The sequence below is a fragment of the Nocardiopsis sp. CNT312 genome (assembly GCF_000515115.1).
Classification (GTDB): Bacteria; Actinomycetota; Actinomycetes; order Streptosporangiales; family Streptosporangiaceae; genus Nocardiopsis.
On sequence record NZ_KI911538.1, the window covers coordinates 46,474 to 62,362 of the forward strand.

Genomic DNA, 15,889 nt, shown 5'->3' on the forward strand with positions numbered 1-15,889 from the left:
CCGCCATTGGCCATTTTCCGCCATGCTGACCCCTGACCCCTGACCCCACCAAACCGAATCGGGTTTTATACCATTTCGGCATGGACGTCTCTGATAGGGCGGCCGGTGGTTCCACCGATCCCCGCCTGGCCGAAGGGTTCCCCGCGGCCACCCGCGAGAGGTGGCGCGAACTCGCCTCCGCCGCGCTGCGCAGGAGCGGTGTCTCCGAGGAGCAGCTCGCCGATACCCCCGAGACGGTGCTGGCCACCCGCACCCACGACGGCTTCGACATCGCCCCGCTCCACACCGCCGAACCCGCCCAGGCCGACCCGGGCTACCCCGGCCTGCCCCCCTTCACCCGGGGCTACCGGCCCGAGGGCGCGGTCCTCGGCGGGTGGGACCTCCGCGCCCGACACACCGACCCCGACCCGCGTGTCCTGCGGCCCCGCCTGTACGACGACCTGGTGAACGGCGCGGGCTCCCTGTGGATCGCCGTGGGCCCCTCCGGGGTACCCGCCGCCTCACTGGGCGAGGCCCTCGCCGACGTCCACCTCGACCTCGCCCCCGTCGTCCTGTCCGCCGGGGCCGACTACGCCGACGCCGCCCGCGCCCTGCTGCGCGCCCATGCCGACGCCGGGGTCCCCGACAGCGGCGTCCGCTCCCACCTGGGCATCGACCCCCTCGCCACCGCCGCTCGGCTGGGTGAGCGCCCCGACCCCGCCGACGCGGCCCGCTTCGCCGCGGAGTGCGCCCGGGGCCGTCCGGGCCTGGGCCTGTTCGTCGCCGACGGAACCCTCGTCCACGAGGCGGGCGGCTCCCCGGCACAGGAACTGGGCACCGCCATCGCCGCCGGCACCGCCCACCTGCGCGCCCTCACCGCAGCCGGACTCGGCCTGGCCGACGCCGTGCGCCGCATCGAGTTCCGCCTGTCCGCCGACGCCGACCAGTTCTCCGTGATCGCCGGGCTCCGGGCCGTGCGCGCCATGTGGAACCAGGTCCTGGCCGCCTGCGGCCTGCCCCCCGAACAGCGCACCCTGCGCCTGCACGCCGTCACCTCGTCGGCGATGACCACCCGCCGCGACCCGCACGTGAACATGGTCCGCGCCACCGTCGCCTGCTTCGCCGCGGGTGTCGGGGGCGCCGACTCGGTCACCGTCACGCCCTTCGACTCCGCTGTCGGCCTGCCCGACGACTTCGCCCGCCGCATCGCACGCAACACCCAGTCACTGCTCATCGAGGAGTCCCACCTGGCCCGTGTCATCGACCCGGCCGGCGGCTCCTTCTACGTCGAGTCGCTCACCCGCGACCTGTACCGTGCCGGATGGGCGTTCTTCCAGGAGACCGAGGCCGCAGGCGGTCTGGCCGAGGCCATCGCCACCGGCATGCTGCGCGAGCGCGTCGACGAGGTGTGGCAGCGGCGCCGCGCCGACATCGCCCACCGCCGCGCACCCCTGACCGGGGTCAGCGAGTTCCCCGACCTGGAGGAGACCCCCCTGGTGCGCCCGCCCGCGCCGGGCGGCCCCCCGGCCACGGGTGCCTTCTCCGTCCGGCGCTACGCCGAGGACTTCGAGGCCCTGCGCGACCGCGCCGACCGCCAGACGGGCGACACCGGCCACCGGCCCACCGCGTTCCTGGCCACGCTCGGTCCCGTCGCCGCGCACACCGCCCGCGCCTCCTTCGCCGCGAACCTCCTCGCCGCCGGAGGGATCGCCGCCGATCGGCCCGGGCCGCTCGACACGCCCGAGGCCGCCGTCCGCGCCTTCTCCGCCTCCGGACACCGCGTCGCCGTCCTGTGCTCCTCCGACACCGTCTACGCCGAGCACGCGGAGGCGGCCGCCCGCGCCCTCAAGGGGGCTGGGGCCCACCTGGTCCTGCTCGCCGGAGCACCCCGCGCCACCTACCGGGACGCCGGCGTCGACGGCTTCGCCCACCGGGGGTGCGACGCCGTCGCCCTGCTGACCGACCTGCTGGACCTGCTCACCACCGACCCGTCCGCGACCTCCCAGAGGGCGAGCGCATGATCCCCGACTTCTCAGGGGTACCCGCCGAGCCGCCCGCGTCCACCGGGGACGCCGCAGCCTGGCGCGACGCCGTCCGCGACCACAGCGGCAAGGACACTGACGCCCTGGAGTGGGAGACCCCCGAGGGCATCCGCGTCAAGCCGCTGTACACCGCCGCCGACCGGGCGGGGCTCGACTTCGTGGACGGCCTGCCCGGCATCCCGCCCTACCTGCGCGGCCCCTACCCCACCATGTACGTCAACCAGCCGTGGACCATCCGCCAGTACGCGGGCTTCTCCACGGCCGAGGCCTCCAACGCCTTCTACCGGCGCAACCTGGAGGCCGGGCAGAAGGGCCTGTCCGTCGCCTTCGACCTGGCCACCCACCGCGGCTACGACTCCGACCACCCGCGCGTGTCCGGCGACGTCGGCATGGCCGGGGTGGCGATCGACTCCATCTACGACATGCGCACGCTCTTCGACGGCATCCCGCTGGACCGGATGAGCGTGTCCATGACCATGAACGGCGCGGTACTGCCCGTCCTGGCGCTGTACATCGTCGCCGCCGAGGAGCAGGGGGTGCCCCCCGAGCGGTTGTCGGGGACCATCCAGAACGACATCCTCAAGGAGTTCATGGTCCGCAACACCTACATCTACCCACCGAAGCCGTCGATGCGGATCATCTCCGACATCTTCGCCTACACCTCGCAGCGGATGCCGCGGTTCAACTCCATCTCCATCTCCGGCTACCACATGCAGGAGGCCGGGGCCACGGCCGACCTCGAACTGGCCTACACCCTCGCCGACGGCGTGGAGTACATCCGCGCCGGGCAGCGCTCGGGTCTGGACGTGGACCGGTTCGCGCCGCGCCTGTCCTTCTTCTGGGCGATCGGTATGAACTTCTTCATGGAGGTCGCCAAGCTGCGCGCCGCCCGCCTGCTGTGGGCGCGCCTGGTCAGGGACCTGGGCGCGGTGCAGGACAAGTCGCTGAGCCTGCGCACCCACTCCCAGACCTCCGGGTGGTCGCTCACCGCCCAGGACGTGTTCAACAACGTCGCCCGCACCTGCGTGGAGGCGATGGCCGCCACCCAGGGGCACACCCAGTCGCTGCACACCAACGCCCTGGACGAGGCGCTGGCCCTGCCCACCGACTTCTCGGCCCGCATCGCCCGCAACACCCAGTTGTTCCTGCAACAGGAGTCCGGCACCACCCGCACGGTCGACCCGTGGGGCGGCAGCTACTACGTCGAGCGGCTCACCCGGGAGCTCGCGACCAGGGCGTGGGCGCACATCCAGGAGGTGGAGCGGGCGGGCGGCATGGCCGCCGCGATCGACGGGGGCCTGCCCAAGATGCGCATCGAGGAGGCCGCCGCCCGCACCCAGGCCCGGATCGACTCCGGCCGCCAGCCGGTGATCGGCGTCAACAAGTACCGATCCGACATCCGCGACGAGATCGAGGTGCTCAAGGTCGACAACGCCGAGGTGCGCGCCCGGCAGATCGAGAAGCTGCGCCGTCTGCGCGGGGAGCGCGACGAGCGGGCCGTGCGCGCCGCCCTGGACGCCCTCACCGAGGCCGCCGGGCGCGAGTCCGCCGCCGACGAGTCCCTGCACGGCAACCTGCTGGCCGCCGCCGTGGACGCGGCCCGCGCCAAGGCCACCGTCGGGGAGATCTCCGACGCCATGGAGCGGGTGTTCAGCCGCCACGCCGGGCAGGTCCGTACCATCCAGGGTGTGTACAGGGACGAGGCCGCGAGCGGCGCGAGCGCCGCCGACCTGATGGAGCGCGTCGCTGCGCGCATCGAGGCGTTCGCCGAGGAGGAGGGCCGCCGCCCCCGCATCCTGGTCGCCAAGATGGGCCAGGACGGGCACGACCGGGGGCAGAAGGTCATCGCGACCGCCTTCGCCGACCTGGGCTTCGACGTCGACGTCGGCCCGCTGTTCCAGACCCCCGCTGAGGTGGCCGCCCAGGCGGTGGAGGCCGACGTGCACGTGGTGGGGGTCTCGTCGCTGGCGGCCGGCCACCTCACCCTCGTCCCGGCGCTGCGCGAGGAGCTCACCGCGCTGGAGCGGGAGGACGTCATGATCGTGGTGGGCGGCGTCATCCCGCCCGCGGACGTCGACGCGCTCAAGAAGGAGGGCGCGGCGGCGGTCTTCCCGCCCGGAACGGTGATCGCCGAGGCCGCCCTCGACCTGCTCGATCAGTTGGAAGCCCGGCTGGAGGGGGAGTGAGCGCGGCAGGGGGCGCCGCGCGCGGGCGCGGGCGCCGCCGTCCGGACCCCGCCGCCCTCGCCGAGGGTGTCCTGGCGGGGCACCGGCCGACCCTGGCGCGGGCGATCACCCTCGTGGAGTCCCGCCGCCCCGACCACGCCCGGGCCGCCCAGGACCTGCTGGTGAGGCTCCTCCCCCATACCGGTAGCGCCCTGCGGGTGGGGATCACCGGTGTGCCGGGGGTGGGCAAGTCGACGTTCGTCGACGCGCTCGGCACCGTGCTCACCGGGTCCGGCCACCGGGTGGCGGTCCTGGCCGTGGACCCCTCCTCCACGCGCACGGGTGGCAGCATCCTCGGTGACAAGACCCGCATGGCGCGGTTGTCGGTGGACCCGAACGCGTTTATCCGTCCCTCGCCCACGGCGGGGACCCTCGGCGGCGTGGCCCGGGCCACACGGGAGACCATGCTGCTCATGGAGGCCGCCGGGTTCGACGTGGTGCTGGTGGAGACCGTCGGGGTGGGGCAGTCCGAGGTGACGGTCGCCGCCATGGTCGACTGCTTCCTGCTGCTCACCCTGGCCCGTACGGGCGACCAGCTCCAGGGCATCAAGAAGGGTGTGCTGGAGCTGGTCGACGTGGTCGCGGTGAACAAGGCCGACGGTCCGCACGCCGACGACGCCCGCCGAGCCGCGCGGGAGCTGTCCCGGGCGATGCGGCTGCTGCGGCCGGTGCATCCCGACTGGCGTCCGCCCGTGCTCACGTGCAGCGGTCTGAGCGGGGACGGCCTCGACCGGGTGTGGGAGTCCGTGCTCGAACACCGCCGGATGCTGGAGCGCGGCGGAGCTCTGGCCGAGCGGCGCAGCGAGCAGCGCGTGAGCTGGATGTGGGACCAGGTGCGCGACCAGGTGATGGACACCTTCCTGCGTGATCCGCGGGTGAGTGCGCTCCTGCCCGGACTGGAGGCGGGGGTGCGGTCCGGGGAGACCACGGCGACGCTGGCCGCCCGCGGACTCGTCGAGGCGTTCACGAGGAATGTCACCCAGAGTGATATTCACTCCATAGAGTGATGATTCGGTCACTATCCTTGCGGTGAAGGTTTTCTTACCTCCAGGTGAACGGCTCCGATCGCCCCAACTGGTGAAATAACACCGTGTCAGTGGGCGAACCAGGTGTTATGGATCGCATGAGTGAACGGGAAAGAAAAATTCCTCGCTGTCGCCATTCCCGATCGGGCCGATCGCCTATACCGTGTGTGTCCAACGACTTACCAGACTCTCGGGCGCGTCAGCCATCCCGGGATCCGGTGCGGGAGTGCCACCGGATCTCAGTCAGCGCGATCCGTCGGTCTGCGTATGGTGAAGCCAAGGACCCCCGACAACCGACCGTGGGGCCGGGAGGAGTGAACGTGCACAGGCTCGGGCTGAGCACGCGGGTAGACAGCCGCAGCGTCATCGTCGCGGTCGAGGGAGAACTCGACATCGCGACCGCCGCCGACCTCCAGGAACAGATCGAGTCCGCCATCGACGAGCACGGGTCCTGGCTGATCCTGGACCTGTCCAAGCTGGACTTCATGGACTCCAGCGGGCTCAACGTCATCATCAACGCCTACCGGACCGTCCGCGAGCGGGGCGGTTCCCTCGCGCTCGCCGCTCTCAACGAGCGCGTCACCAAGGTCGTCCGCCTGGTCGGCCTGCACCGCCAGGTCCCGGTCCACCGGACCGTGGCCACCGCCGTCACCGCCATGGAGGCTCTGGAGGCCAAGCGCCAGGCCGGGTAGGCTGTGCCCTCTTTGAACCTCCGCTTCGCTTCGGTTCGTGCTCGGACGCCCGTGGAACGGGAACCTACGGCACCTACGGCGTGTTCACTCGTTCCTCGCGAACACGCCTCCGGTACCTCCAGAACCCCGTGGGCGCCCGAGCAACACCCCCTGTGGTGCAGCACCGCGTTCACAAAACAGCTTCTGGTGGGCCGGGCGCGTGGGCAACCACCCGCCGACGCCGCCCCGGCCGTGTACCGCAGGGCCCCTGTCCCGTGGCGCGAGGACAGGGGCGGGAGGGCGGCCCGGCCGGGCCGCCCTCACCCGTAGATGTTGGGAACCGTGTCCAGGCCGCACGCGGCCGGGTCCTTGCGGCCGGTCCCCACGAGCACGAAGTCCAGCGGGTCCCCGTGCACCTCGGGGCCGCCCTCGCCCACCTCCACGGTGCCCACGCCCTCCAGCACGAACCGGGCCGGGTCCGCACCGCGCCTTTCGAGGGCGAAGCGGACGAAGTCCACCGTCGCCGCCAGACCGGGGCCCCGGTCGGAGGGCAGGCCGAGCGCCGCGCGGATGTCGTCGGCGTGCACGTAGGTGTCCTGCAGGAGCAGGAGCACGCTCTCCCCGCGCCGGTAGCCCATCGGGCCGGGGGAGGTCCAGGAGCGCTCGCTCATCCCCGCGAACGGACCCCGCAGCGCCCGTGCCTTCCCGCGCAGGTCCTCGGCCAGGGCAGCGGGTTTGAGGCCGCGGTAGGCCGCAGCCTGGTCGTCGGCGGAGCGCTGCCCCGACGCGCGGTCCGTGATGTCGACGGCCACGCCGAACACGTGCCCCGCCACGTCGCGGACGGCCCATCCCTCGCAGCGCGTGGGCGCGTCCCACTGCTCGGGGGTGAGCCCGGCGACCAGGTCGCAGAACTTCTCGTACTCGTCGATCGCCCCGTCGGCGGTCTCCTTCTGCGGCGGGTACGGCGTCGTCATGGGGTTCCTCCGTCGGGCGGCTCGCCGGGTGTGTCCGGTCCGAGCCTAGGAGGGCGACTTCAGGAGGGAGGCCGCGCCCCGCCCGGCACGCCGGTGTCAGGCGGTGAAGGCGTACGGGGCCAGGAGGTCGCCCCCGGGGGCCGGACGCGACGCGGGGACCGGCGCCGGGCGTGCCGCCGGGCTCGCGGGGGCGGCGGCCCCGGCCGTCCAGCGGTTGAGGCGTGCGCGGGCCTGCTCCCGGCGGCGCAGTGCGCGTTCGTCCTCGAAGGCCCGGTAGTAGCCGCGGATCAGTGCCACCTCCTCGGCCGGGATCGGCGCGGGGGCGGGCTCCAGGAGCGGCGCGGGACGCGGTGGCGGGGGAGCGGCGGCCTGCTCGGGGTGGGGCGGCGGGGCGTAGCGGCGGACTCGGGTGGAGCGGCGGACTCGGGTGGAGCGGCGTCGACGGAGTTCGGGGAGGCCAGCGGGGCGGGCGTGGCGTCCGCGCGCCGGGGCGGTGAGGGCGAACAGGAGCCGGGCGGTTGCGCGCAGGAGGGCAGGGATAGAATAGGGCACGCTGGCAAGGTTTCTTTGTTAGGTCCGAATTGCTGGCCACGGCCCCGGGCGCTTATAAACGCCGCGGGGTCATTCGTGTTTTCGGTGGTCGGAACACAGAGTAGAGGATGGTGGCCGGTCGTGCGAACTTTTCTGCGAAAAAGCACCACGACGACAATCAGGTTGCCCATCGTCCCAGTTCAGTGCTGGTGTGTAAAAGAACCAACCCTTTTTGTTCCTCTGGCCTGAAGAGAGTTTTTGGTCCGAATTGTGAGGGAAGTTCGCTGGAATGATGGGACGGACCGTCGGTGTCCGTTCCCAGAGCGTCCGTGGCCGCTCACGGGTGAGGCGTGCACCCGGGTTCAGGACTCGGTTCCTCTGACGCGTGCGGCCACCTCGGCGAGGCGGGTGTCGTCGGCGCGGGTGTGGTCGTGGTGACCACGTTCGACCTGGACGAGTACGTCCACGCCGCGCTGACCGGCGGGGCCGTCGGGTTCCTGCTCAAGGACGCCGGTCCGGCGCTGCTGATCGAGGCGGTGCGCGCGGCGGCCCGGGGCGACGCCCTGGTCTCCCCGCGCGTCACGGTCCGGCTGCTGCGGCACTTCACGGGGAAGGGCCCGCGCCCGAAGGCGGACACGGGCGGGCTGGCCGACCGTGAGTTGGACGTGGTACGCGCGGTGGCGCGCGGGCTGACCAACACCGAGGCGGCGGCGGAGCTGTTCGTCACGGTGAGCACGGTCAAGACCCACCTGGCGAGCATCCAGAACAAGCTGGGGGCGCGCAACCGGGTCGAGGTCGCCGCCTGGGCCTACCGGGGCGGCCACGTGGAGTAGCCCGGCCCCGCCCGGAGGAGCGGTGTGATCAGCCCCTCGTGTCCTACAGAGGATTCGCCTTTGCCTAATGCCTTTAGGAAAAAAGTGGAGTCTCCGTAGGACAAGGGGAAGAGATGATGGTACGCGCACGGCTCAATACGGAACTCCTGGTGGGGGCGGGGGCCGACCTCGCCGACGAGGCCGGGTTCGAGCACGTCACCCTCTCCGAGGTCGCCCGCCGGTTCGACGTCAAGGCCGTGAGCCTGTACACGCACCTGAGGAACTCCCACGACCTCAGGACCCGGATCGCCCTGCTGGCGCTGGAGGAACTCGCCGACCGCGCCGCCGACGCCCTCGCCGGACGCTCCGGCAAGGACGCCCTGGTCGCGCTGGCCGGCGTCTACCGCGACTACGCCCGCGAGCACCCCGGCCGCTACGCCGCCACCCGCTTCCGGCTCGCCCCGGAGACCGCCGCCGCCAGCGCCGGCCCCCGGCACGTCCGCATGACCCGCGCGGTCCTGCGCGGCTACGACCTTCCCGAAGCCGAGCAGACCCACGCCGTCCGCCTGCTGGGCAGCGTCTTCGACGGCTACACCGACCTGGAGATGGGCGGGGGCTTCGACCACAGCGCCCCCGACACCGACCGGACCTGGTCGCGCACCCTCGACGCCCTCGACACCCTGCTGCGCCACTGGCCCGCACCCGAGCGCTAGGACACCGCCGGGCACCGCCGTATCGGCGAGCGCTTCGCCGAACTGGTCTTCGCGGCCGGAGGCCCCTGGGAGAAGGTGGGCGAGCCCTGCACCAGCACAGGGCTCGGGTAGCCGAGTCCTGCACCAGCACAGGGGTTGCACCGGAGAAGGACCGATCAGGTGTGCTGGACCGCGGGTTCGGTCCGGTTGATCTCGGTCCACACGGCGTCGAGGGAGAGGCCGAGGACGTCGGCGATCGCGGCGATGGTGGGGAAGGCCGGGGTCGCCACCCGGCCCGACTCGATCTTGCGGAGGGTCTCCGGGGAGACCCCCGCGTCGAGCGCGACGTCGAGCATCGAGCGCTCCCCCCGGGCACGGCGCAGCAGAGCGCCGAGGCGCTGTCCGCGTGCGACCTCGGCGGCTGTGAGCGGCAACCTGACCATGGCTGCGATTCTAGTACCGGTATAGTATTACCGGTATAGTTATTGGAATCACGGAGAAGGCGCCGCGCATGATCGAGATCCTCAAGCCCACCGACCTCCCCCGGGCCAGGGCGGCGGGCGCCCTGGTCGCCGACATCCTGCGGACGCTGAGGAGCCGCAGCACGGTCGGTACCAACCTCCTGGAGCTCGACCGGTGGACCGGGGACATGATCGCCGACGCGGGGGCGCGGTCCTGCTACGTCGACTACGCGCCCTCATTCGGCAGCGGCCCGTTCGGCCACTACGTCTGCACGGCCGTCAACGACGCCGTGCTCCACGCGATGCCCCACGACTACGCGCTCGCCGACGGCGACCTGCTCACACTCGACCTCGCCGTCTCCCTGGACGGCATCGCCGCGGACTCCGCGATCAGCTTCATCGTGGGCGAGGCGAGGCCCGCCGAGAGCGTGGCGATGATCGAGGCGACCGAACGCGCGCTGAGCGCGGGGATCGCCGCCGCCGGGCCCGGAGCGCGCGTCGGCGACCTCTCCCACGCCATCGGCACGGTCCTGCGCGGTGCGGGGTACTGGGTCAACACCGAGTTCGGCGGCCACGGCATCGGGTCGACGATGCACCAGGACCCGCACGTCCCCAACAACGGGCGGCCCGGCCGCGGGTACAGGCTGCGCCCCGGGCTGCTGCTGGCGCTGGAGCCGTGGGTCATGGACGACACCGCCCACCTCGTCACCGACGCCGACGGCTGGACGCTCCGCAGTGCTACCGGGTGCCGCACGGCGCACAGCGAGCACACCATCGCCATCACCGACGACGGAGCCGAGATCCTCACCCTGCCGAAGTAGGCGGGGGGCTCCCGCCCTGCGGCAGCCCCCGTTCTCCTGACGGTCAGCCGGTCGGAGGTTGCGGGGCTCGGGGCCCGGAGGCGGCTGCGGTCCGTGCGGCGGTGGGGGAGCGGGGTAGCCGCAGGGCACCGGGGGCCGTTGCGGGGCATCCGGGGTTCGGGGCCCTCCGCCGGGCTCGGCACGGGAACGGCCGGCCGCACGCTGAACACGGCGAACAGCAGCAGGAACAGGACCGGGGCCACCAGGTAGGGCGGGTGGGGGTCAAGGGCCGTGTTCAGCACACGGACTCCTCGGGGGTGCGCTGGTGCGACTCCGACCCGTCGGCCCTTCCGCCGATCGGCCCGCGTTCCCCGGCGCGTGCTCCCCCTCTCCGCTGCCTCTGGCGGGCACTCTGTCCCAGAGGACCAACCGACGGGGAGGAAACACCGTGATCGTGCTGATCGTGGGGGCCGGGGACATGGCGCTCGGCATCGCCGCCCGCGCCCTGGCCGGGGGCAACGACGTGCGCCTGGTCGCCCGGTCCCGGAAGAGGGCCGAGGACCTGGCGCGGGAGCTGGTCGGCGCGCCCGAGGGCACGGTCGAGGTCTTCTCCTCTGTCGCCGAGGCCGCGGCCGGTGCCGACGCCACCGTGCTGGCCGTGCCCTACCCGGCCACGCTCGACGTGGTCCGCCGACTCCCCGAGGGCGGACCGGTCGTGGTCGACATCGCCAACCCCGTGAACCTCTCCACCTTCGACTCCCTGGTCACCGAACCGGGAACCTCCGCGGCGGAGGAGGTCGCCGCCGCCAACCCCGACGCCCGGGTGGTCAAGGCGTTCAACACCGCCTTCGCCGCCGTCCTCGCCACCGGGCGGCTGGACGGGGACCTGCCCCTGGACGTGTTCGTCGCCTCCGACAACGAGGCGGCCAAGGAGGTCGTCGTCCAGCTCGCGCGGCGCGGCGGCCTCAACCCCCTGGACGCCGGGCCGCTGCGCCGGGCGCGCGAACTGGAGGCCCTCCAGTTCTTCCACATGACCCTCCAGGACCGGCTCGGTCTCCGGTGGGCGTCGGCGATCCAGATCGTGCCCGGCGCAACCCCCTGAACCGCGGGGCGGCCCGCTCCGATCGACGGACCTGCCGTCCCCGGCGCCGCTACGCTGCGCACTATGCCGATCCCTGAATTCGTCGTGGAACTGCGCCGACACGTCGGCCACGGCCTGCTCCCGCTCACCGGTGTGACGGCCGTGGTCCTGAGCGAGGGGGGCGACGTCCTGCTGCACCGGCGTGCCGACGACGGGCGCTGGTGCACCCCCGGCGGCATCCTCGAACCCGGGGAGCAGCCCGCCCAGGCCCTCGTGCGCGAGGTGCGGGAGGAGACCGGAGCGCGGGTCGCCGTGGAGCAACTGACCAGCGTGGTCGCCCACGACCCCTACACCTACCCCAACGGCGACCGCGTGCAGATGCTCGACCTGGCGTTCCGCTGCCGCTACACCGGCGGCGACCTCGACGCCGGGGGCGATGAGTCCCTGGACGTGGGGTGGTTCGCCCCCGACGCGCTGCCTCCGATGGACGCGCGCATCCTCGACCGCATCGCCTGGGCGCGTGAGGAGGAGCGCACCGTCCCCCACCTCCGCCTGTGATCCGTCCGGCGGCGCCGGGTCACAGGAAGACCCGGCCGTACCTCCTCCGGTCGCGCAGCGCCGCCATTCTCCGCGTGTTGCTCGGCCGTCTGGACAGCAGGTGGTACAGCAGCAGGGTCGCGCCCCGGTCGGTGCGCGCGCGGTCGGCCATCTCGCCCATGTTGACCTTCGTGTACAGGTGTGTTCCCCCGGCGAAGAGCCGCACGGTGTGCGCGCCCTCCGGGTGACACGCGTAGGCGTTGTCGTCCGCGGTGTACTCCATGGCGCGCGCCAGCGACGCCCCCAGCCCGGGGACGAGTTCCGCGCCGAGCGTGGCCACCCGACGCCAGTACGACAGGTGTCCGGCGGTGATGTGGCCGATCTGGTGTGCCACCAGGAACGCGAGCGCGTCGGGGTCCCTCGGGCGCCCGTCGGGGTCGAACAGTTCGTCGGGCAGGACGAGGTAGCGGCGCGTGGTGTGGGCGGAGGCGTCCGTGGCCAGACGGCCCCCCGAGGCGCGGACGTAGGCCTCCGGAACCCGGTGCAGCCCCATGACGGCGGACAGTTCCGTGACCGTCCGGTACGCCTCGGGGAACTGCGTGGGTGAGATCTTCACCGACTCCGCCCGCTGGCGTGCGTAGCGCAGACCGCGGGCCGCCCAGCACGCCGCAGGGACGGCCGCCGCCGCCACAGCGGTCCACGCCCAGGAGCCCGTCGCCGTCCACACCGTGTGGACGGCGACGGTGATGATCCCTGTGCCCACCAGGGCGCATACCGCCAGAAGCGGAAGCTCCCACGGATGCGCCGGTGCCGGGGCGAGTTCCTCGACGGCCTTCTCCGCCCCTGCGCCGGACGCCCCGGATTGGCCGCAGAGCGGGGGCATCACCATCCGCGTCTCCGGCCCCCGTGCGTCGCCGGGCATTGCGTGCAGCATCCTGCCTCCCCTCGGGCGGAGGTCGGCTGACCTCCCGGCCCCGTTGCTCCCTGTAGCGAAATATTACGTTCCGCTTGGCTTGGGATGGGGTGGTCGCCCTGCGGCGTGTCCGTGGGTCCGCGTCCGGATCAGCGTCCCTCGTATTTCCGGAGTTCCTGGGCGAGGAAGTCCAGGAACCGGTCCACCTGGGTGGGGTCGTATCCCGGCCGTGCGCGGGTGGTGGAGAACTGGATCCGCTCCACATCGGCCGCGGTGAGGGTGGCCCGCTCCGGTCGGCCCTGCCGGAGCATGTTGACGGTGAACTCGGCACGGTCGAGGAAGTCGTCGACCTCCTGCTCGTGGTAGCCGGTGGTCAGCCGGGTCGTGGCGAACCGCTGCTCCCTGATGTCCTCCGGGGTCAGCCGCCGCACGTCGCGCTCCGACTCTTCGGGGGCGCCCCGGTGGGGAGGGGGCTGGGTCTGCGGCAGCGGGGGCACCGGGGCCGACGGCGCCCCGGTGCGTCCGAGCCCGCGTCCGGCCAGGTCGGCGGCGACGGTGTCGAGGAAGTCGTCGACCTCCTCCTCGTCGTAGCCCGGGCTGAACCGTGTGGTGCGGAAGCGGGCTTCGCGCACGTCGTCGGCGCTCAGCAGCGGCTCCGTGCGCGGTCCGGTGCCCTCCAGGGCAGCGAGGGTGGACTCGATGAGGTCGAGGAAGTCATCGACGTCCTCCTCGCTGTAGCCCGCGCGCAGGCGCACCGTGTGGAACTTCTTCTCGCGGATGTCCGCCGCTGTCAGACGCATACTCCTATTGTGCGTCCGGCGCGGTTCCTTTGGCGGTCATCCCCTCCCTTTCCGTGATTCGGCCGCGTCGAGGCGGTCGACGAGGGAATTCAGCGCCTTCGCCACCTGTCTGTGGTCGTAGCCGCGCAGGACGGTGTCGAACCGTGCCGCGCGCAGTTCGCCGGAGGAGATCCGCGGAGCGCCTCCGGGGTCGCGGAGGGTGGCGAGGGCGAGGGCGAACACCTCCTCCACCTGGACGCGGTCGCAGCCGCGCAGGACCACGTCCAGTTCGATCGATTCGAGGTCCTCGGTCCCCGCGGCTCCGGAGAGCGCGGCGGCGAGTTCCCGGAGGTAGTCCTCCACCTGGGTGCGGTCGTAGCCGCGTAGGACGACGGCGATCCGGGGCGTGCGCAGTTCGTCGGCGGTGACCGGGGTGTCCCTGTCTCCGTCGAGGGCGGCCAGGGCGCGTCGGACGAGGGAGTCGACCGTGTGGCGGTCGTAGCCGCGCAGAACCGTGTCGAACTCGGGGGATGGTGGTGTCATATCCGAATGATGCATCTTCGGGCTTTGTTTGTGTAGCGCCCGGTGCGTTCCGCGTCGTCTGCGCCACCCTCCGTGTCAGTCCGGTGCCGTTCTGCCTGGGCGGTTGGGATGCTCGGCCCGAAGTGGTGTTTCGCCCCTTCGCGGAGAAAACATGAAGGGGGTATCGGACTTTCACGGTCGGCAGGCAAAGAATTTAACGTGACGATTTCGTTATATACGACCGAATAGGTTCGGGCGCGCTTTCAGCGTAGGCTTCACGCTTTGTCACCCTGCGGTCCGGCGGGGATGCGCTGGGTGGTGTCTACGGTTTCCATTCCCCCGCGGAGGTAGGCCCTGGACCCGGTGACGGCCTCCCGTTCCCCGCACATTCCTGGCAGGCCGCGGAAAGGGCACCGTCCCGGCAGAGGAGACCACCGAGAGCTGACCCGCCTCGTGTCCGACAGCCGGAGCGGGAACGCCGTTTCCGGGGCTCAGCCGCGCATGAGGTAGAGGGCCAGGCCGTGCGCGATCGAGTCCGCGGCCCGCTCCCGCCACGCCGCGTCCGATAGGAGCGCGGCGTCCTCGGGGTTGCGCATGTTCCCCGCTTCCAGGAACACCTTGGGGACGTCGGACATGTTGAGACCGCCCAGGTCGGTGCGCTCGTCCAGGCCCTCGTCGGCCAGGTAGTCGGCGTAGGGCATGCCGCTGCCCTCCAGGTAGGCGCGGCGCAGGTCCTCGGCCAGGTCCAGGGAAGGCGCCACGATGTCGTCGGTGAAGCCGGGGACCTCGCCGGGGGCGATCACGTGGAAGCCGCGCCCGGACTCGGGGCCGCCGTCGGCGTGGATGGACAGGGCGGCGTCCGCCTCGACCTCGTTGCCCATCTCCGCCCGTTCGTCGATGCAGGGCCCGACGCTCTCGTTGTCGTCCCGGGTGAGGACGACCGTTACCCCGTCGGCCTCCAGCCGTTCCCGGACCAGCAGGGCCAGTTCCCAGTTGAACTCGTGCTCAGCGTAGCCGTCGGCGGTCTCCGCGCCGACCGTGTCGCAGGACTTCTCCCGGGGGCCGGCGGGTACGGGTTCGCCGATGCGGGATGCGGCCTCGGCGTTGCCGCCGTTGTGCCCGGGGTCGATGACGACCACCCGTCCGCTGAGCGGACCCTCCGGGAGGGGGCCGGAGTCCGCGGGAACCCCCTGGCCGTCGCCGCCTCCGGCCGGGGCGTCCCCCTCGTCCTCCGGCGACGGCAGCGGCGGTGCGGCCGTGGGGTCCGTGTCCGGAACCGGACCGTGAGCGGAACAGGCGGTCGCGAGGAGCAGGACCAGAGCGGCCAGCGGCAGGGCACGGGCTCTGCGCGGTGCGGAGGCGGGCATGGTCCCAAACTAGCCGCTGTGAGGGAGTGCCCAGAGCTGTCAGGAAATCATTACGGAGGGTGGCGGGTTCAAACGCAAGGCCCCGGAATGCAGTGTCCCCATTAAGGGGGATGCCTGGATGGGCGTGGGGTTTACATCAGGCTAAAAAATCTTGATATGAAGCTACGACCTGCTTTTATGTACTTAGGCGAATGGAGTTACTTTCTCGTTATGCAATAAATGGAATGCGGCCCTCCGGTTGGTGTAGCCTCGTTTGCGCAGGGAGGGAACGCGGTTCCTTAAGGTTCCGCGGATCGGTGCTCTCCGATGGGAGCGCTCCCATTGCGCCCCGTAGCGCCTGGCGTACGGGTGTGACACCTGACCGCCTCCCCCCGATCACACATCCCCTGGTCCGCGTCCCCTTCTTTGAAGCCGCCCCGCCCCCGAGAGCGCCCATGGACGCGAGGCCGGGCCGGCCCGAACCCCCGGGACGGACGAC

The 15,889-nt window shown here is 72.0% G+C and carries 15 protein-coding genes and 1 pseudogene; 9 read left to right on the top strand and 7 right to left on the bottom strand.

All coding sequences use genetic code 11. The annotated features are described in order from the left end of the window. Positions 1 to 80 precede the first annotated feature (80 nt). From B042_RS0120410 to B042_RS0120425, 4 genes are all read left to right on the top strand, one after another. Positions 81 to 2,000, top strand: coding sequence for a methylmalonyl-CoA mutase family protein (locus tag B042_RS0120410; protein WP_028649900.1), 1,920 nt, complete (start codon positions 81 to 83; stop codon positions 1,998 to 2,000). Continuing rightward, on the top strand, positions 1,997 to 4,207 hold the full coding sequence (gene scpA, locus B042_RS0120415) for a methylmalonyl-CoA mutase (RefSeq protein WP_028649901.1): 2,211 nt from the start codon (positions 1,997 to 1,999) through the stop codon (positions 4,205 to 4,207). The genes B042_RS0120410 and scpA overlap by 4 nt, the downstream gene beginning before the upstream one ends. Next, positions 4,204 to 5,253, top strand: a complete 1,050-nt coding sequence (gene meaB, locus B042_RS24060; protein WP_036555761.1) for a methylmalonyl Co-A mutase-associated GTPase MeaB — start codon at positions 4,204 to 4,206, stop codon at positions 5,251 to 5,253. Before scpA ends, meaB begins: the two co-directional genes overlap by 4 nt. Before the next feature lie 338 nt (positions 5,254 to 5,591). Next, the gene (locus B042_RS0120425; RefSeq protein ID WP_028649902.1) at positions 5,592 to 5,963 is read left to right on the top strand and encodes an STAS domain-containing protein; all 372 of its coding nucleotides are present in this window, start codon (positions 5,592 to 5,594) and stop codon (positions 5,961 to 5,963) included. Positions 5,964 to 6,262: 299 nt separating this feature from the next. Here the strand turns inward: B042_RS0120425 and B042_RS0120430 are convergent, their stop codons facing one another. Beyond that, the gene (locus B042_RS0120430; RefSeq protein ID WP_028649903.1) at positions 6,263 to 6,916 is read right to left on the bottom strand and encodes a maleylpyruvate isomerase family mycothiol-dependent enzyme; all 654 of its coding nucleotides are present in this window, start codon (positions 6,914 to 6,916) and stop codon (positions 6,263 to 6,265) included. A 96-nt stretch (positions 6,917 to 7,012) separates the two neighbouring features. After that, positions 7,013 to 7,468 (bottom strand): hypothetical protein, encoded by a 456-nt coding sequence (locus B042_RS24565; protein ID WP_051415851.1) that lies wholly within the window; start codon positions 7,466 to 7,468, stop codon positions 7,013 to 7,015. 401 nt (positions 7,469 to 7,869) lie between these two features. Here B042_RS24565 and B042_RS24070 point away from each other — a divergent pair. Next, positions 7,870 to 8,280: pseudogene (locus B042_RS24070) on the top strand (LuxR C-terminal-related transcriptional regulator); the annotation flags it as partial. A gap of 116 nt (positions 8,281 to 8,396) precedes the next feature. After that, complete coding sequence (locus B042_RS0120445) at positions 8,397 to 8,972, top strand: TetR/AcrR family transcriptional regulator (RefSeq protein ID WP_028649905.1); 576 nt, start codon at positions 8,397 to 8,399, stop codon at positions 8,970 to 8,972. Between the two features lie 155 nt (positions 8,973 to 9,127). Here the strand turns inward: B042_RS0120445 and B042_RS0120450 are convergent, their stop codons facing one another. Further along, on the bottom strand, positions 9,128 to 9,394 hold the full coding sequence (locus B042_RS0120450) for a helix-turn-helix domain-containing protein (RefSeq protein WP_028649906.1): 267 nt from the start codon (positions 9,392 to 9,394) through the stop codon (positions 9,128 to 9,130). A 68-nt stretch (positions 9,395 to 9,462) separates the two neighbouring features. On the opposite strand from B042_RS0120450, the gene map reads away from it, so the two are divergent. From map to B042_RS0120465, 3 genes are all read left to right on the top strand, one after another. Then, positions 9,463 to 10,233, top strand: coding sequence for a type I methionyl aminopeptidase (map, locus tag B042_RS0120455; protein ID WP_028649907.1), 771 nt, complete (start codon positions 9,463 to 9,465; stop codon positions 10,231 to 10,233). Positions 10,234 to 10,660: 427 nt separating this feature from the next. Beyond that, a complete protein-coding gene (locus tag B042_RS0120460) occupies positions 10,661 to 11,314 on the top strand; it encodes an NADPH-dependent F420 reductase (protein ID WP_028649908.1) in 654 nt (217 codons plus the stop codon). A 63-nt stretch (positions 11,315 to 11,377) separates the two neighbouring features. Further along, the gene (locus B042_RS0120465) at positions 11,378 to 11,851 is read left to right on the top strand and encodes an NUDIX domain-containing protein (protein WP_028649909.1); all 474 of its coding nucleotides are present in this window, start codon (positions 11,378 to 11,380) and stop codon (positions 11,849 to 11,851) included. 19 nt (positions 11,852 to 11,870) lie between these two features. Here B042_RS0120465 and B042_RS0120470 read toward each other — a convergent pair whose 3' ends face one another. From B042_RS0120470 to B042_RS0120485, 4 genes are all read right to left on the bottom strand, one after another. After that, on the bottom strand, positions 11,871 to 12,764 hold the full coding sequence (locus B042_RS0120470; protein WP_369797738.1) for a M48 family metallopeptidase: 894 nt from the start codon (positions 12,762 to 12,764) through the stop codon (positions 11,871 to 11,873). 128 nt (positions 12,765 to 12,892) lie between these two features. Then, on the bottom strand, positions 12,893 to 13,543 hold the full coding sequence (locus B042_RS0120475) for a DivIVA domain-containing protein (RefSeq protein ID WP_028649911.1): 651 nt from the start codon (positions 13,541 to 13,543) through the stop codon (positions 12,893 to 12,895). A 36-nt stretch (positions 13,544 to 13,579) separates the two neighbouring features. Next, entirely contained in the window at positions 13,580 to 14,065 is a 486-nt protein-coding gene (locus tag B042_RS25965) for a DivIVA domain-containing protein (protein ID WP_051415853.1), read from the bottom strand. Between the two features lie 470 nt (positions 14,066 to 14,535). Next, positions 14,536 to 15,411 (bottom strand): N-acetylmuramoyl-L-alanine amidase, encoded by an 876-nt coding sequence (locus B042_RS0120485; RefSeq protein ID WP_028649912.1) that lies wholly within the window; start codon positions 15,409 to 15,411, stop codon positions 14,536 to 14,538. Positions 15,412 to 15,889: the final 478 nt, after the last annotated feature.

Coding starts and splice junctions, on each gene's coding strand:
- B042_RS0120410 (WP_028649900.1), top strand. CDS start 81: ATGGACGTCTCTGATAGGGCGGCCGGTGGTTCCACCGATCCCCGCCTG.
- scpA (WP_028649901.1), top strand. CDS start 1,997: ATGATCCCCGACTTCTCAGGGGTACCCGCCGAGCCGCCCGCGTCCACC.
- B042_RS0120430 (WP_028649903.1), bottom strand. CDS start 6,916: ATGACGACGCCGTACCCGCCGCAGAAGGAGACCGCCGACGGGGCGATC.
- B042_RS0120445 (WP_028649905.1), top strand. CDS start 8,397: ATGGTACGCGCACGGCTCAATACGGAACTCCTGGTGGGGGCGGGGGCC.
- B042_RS0120450 (WP_028649906.1), bottom strand. CDS start 9,394: ATGGTCAGGTTGCCGCTCACAGCCGCCGAGGTCGCACGCGGACAGCGC.
- map (WP_028649907.1), top strand. CDS start 9,463: ATGATCGAGATCCTCAAGCCCACCGACCTCCCCCGGGCCAGGGCGGCG.
- B042_RS0120465 (WP_028649909.1), top strand. CDS start 11,378: ATGCCGATCCCTGAATTCGTCGTGGAACTGCGCCGACACGTCGGCCAC.
- B042_RS0120470 (WP_369797738.1), bottom strand. CDS start 12,764: ATGCTGCACGCAATGCCCGGCGACGCACGGGGGCCGGAGACGCGGATG.
- B042_RS0120475 (WP_028649911.1), bottom strand. CDS start 13,543: ATGCGTCTGACAGCGGCGGACATCCGCGAGAAGAAGTTCCACACGGTG.
- B042_RS25965 (WP_051415853.1), bottom strand. CDS start 14,065: ATGACACCACCATCCCCCGAGTTCGACACGGTTCTGCGCGGCTACGAC.
- B042_RS0120485 (WP_028649912.1), bottom strand. CDS start 15,411: ATGCCCGCCTCCGCACCGCGCAGAGCCCGTGCCCTGCCGCTGGCCGCT.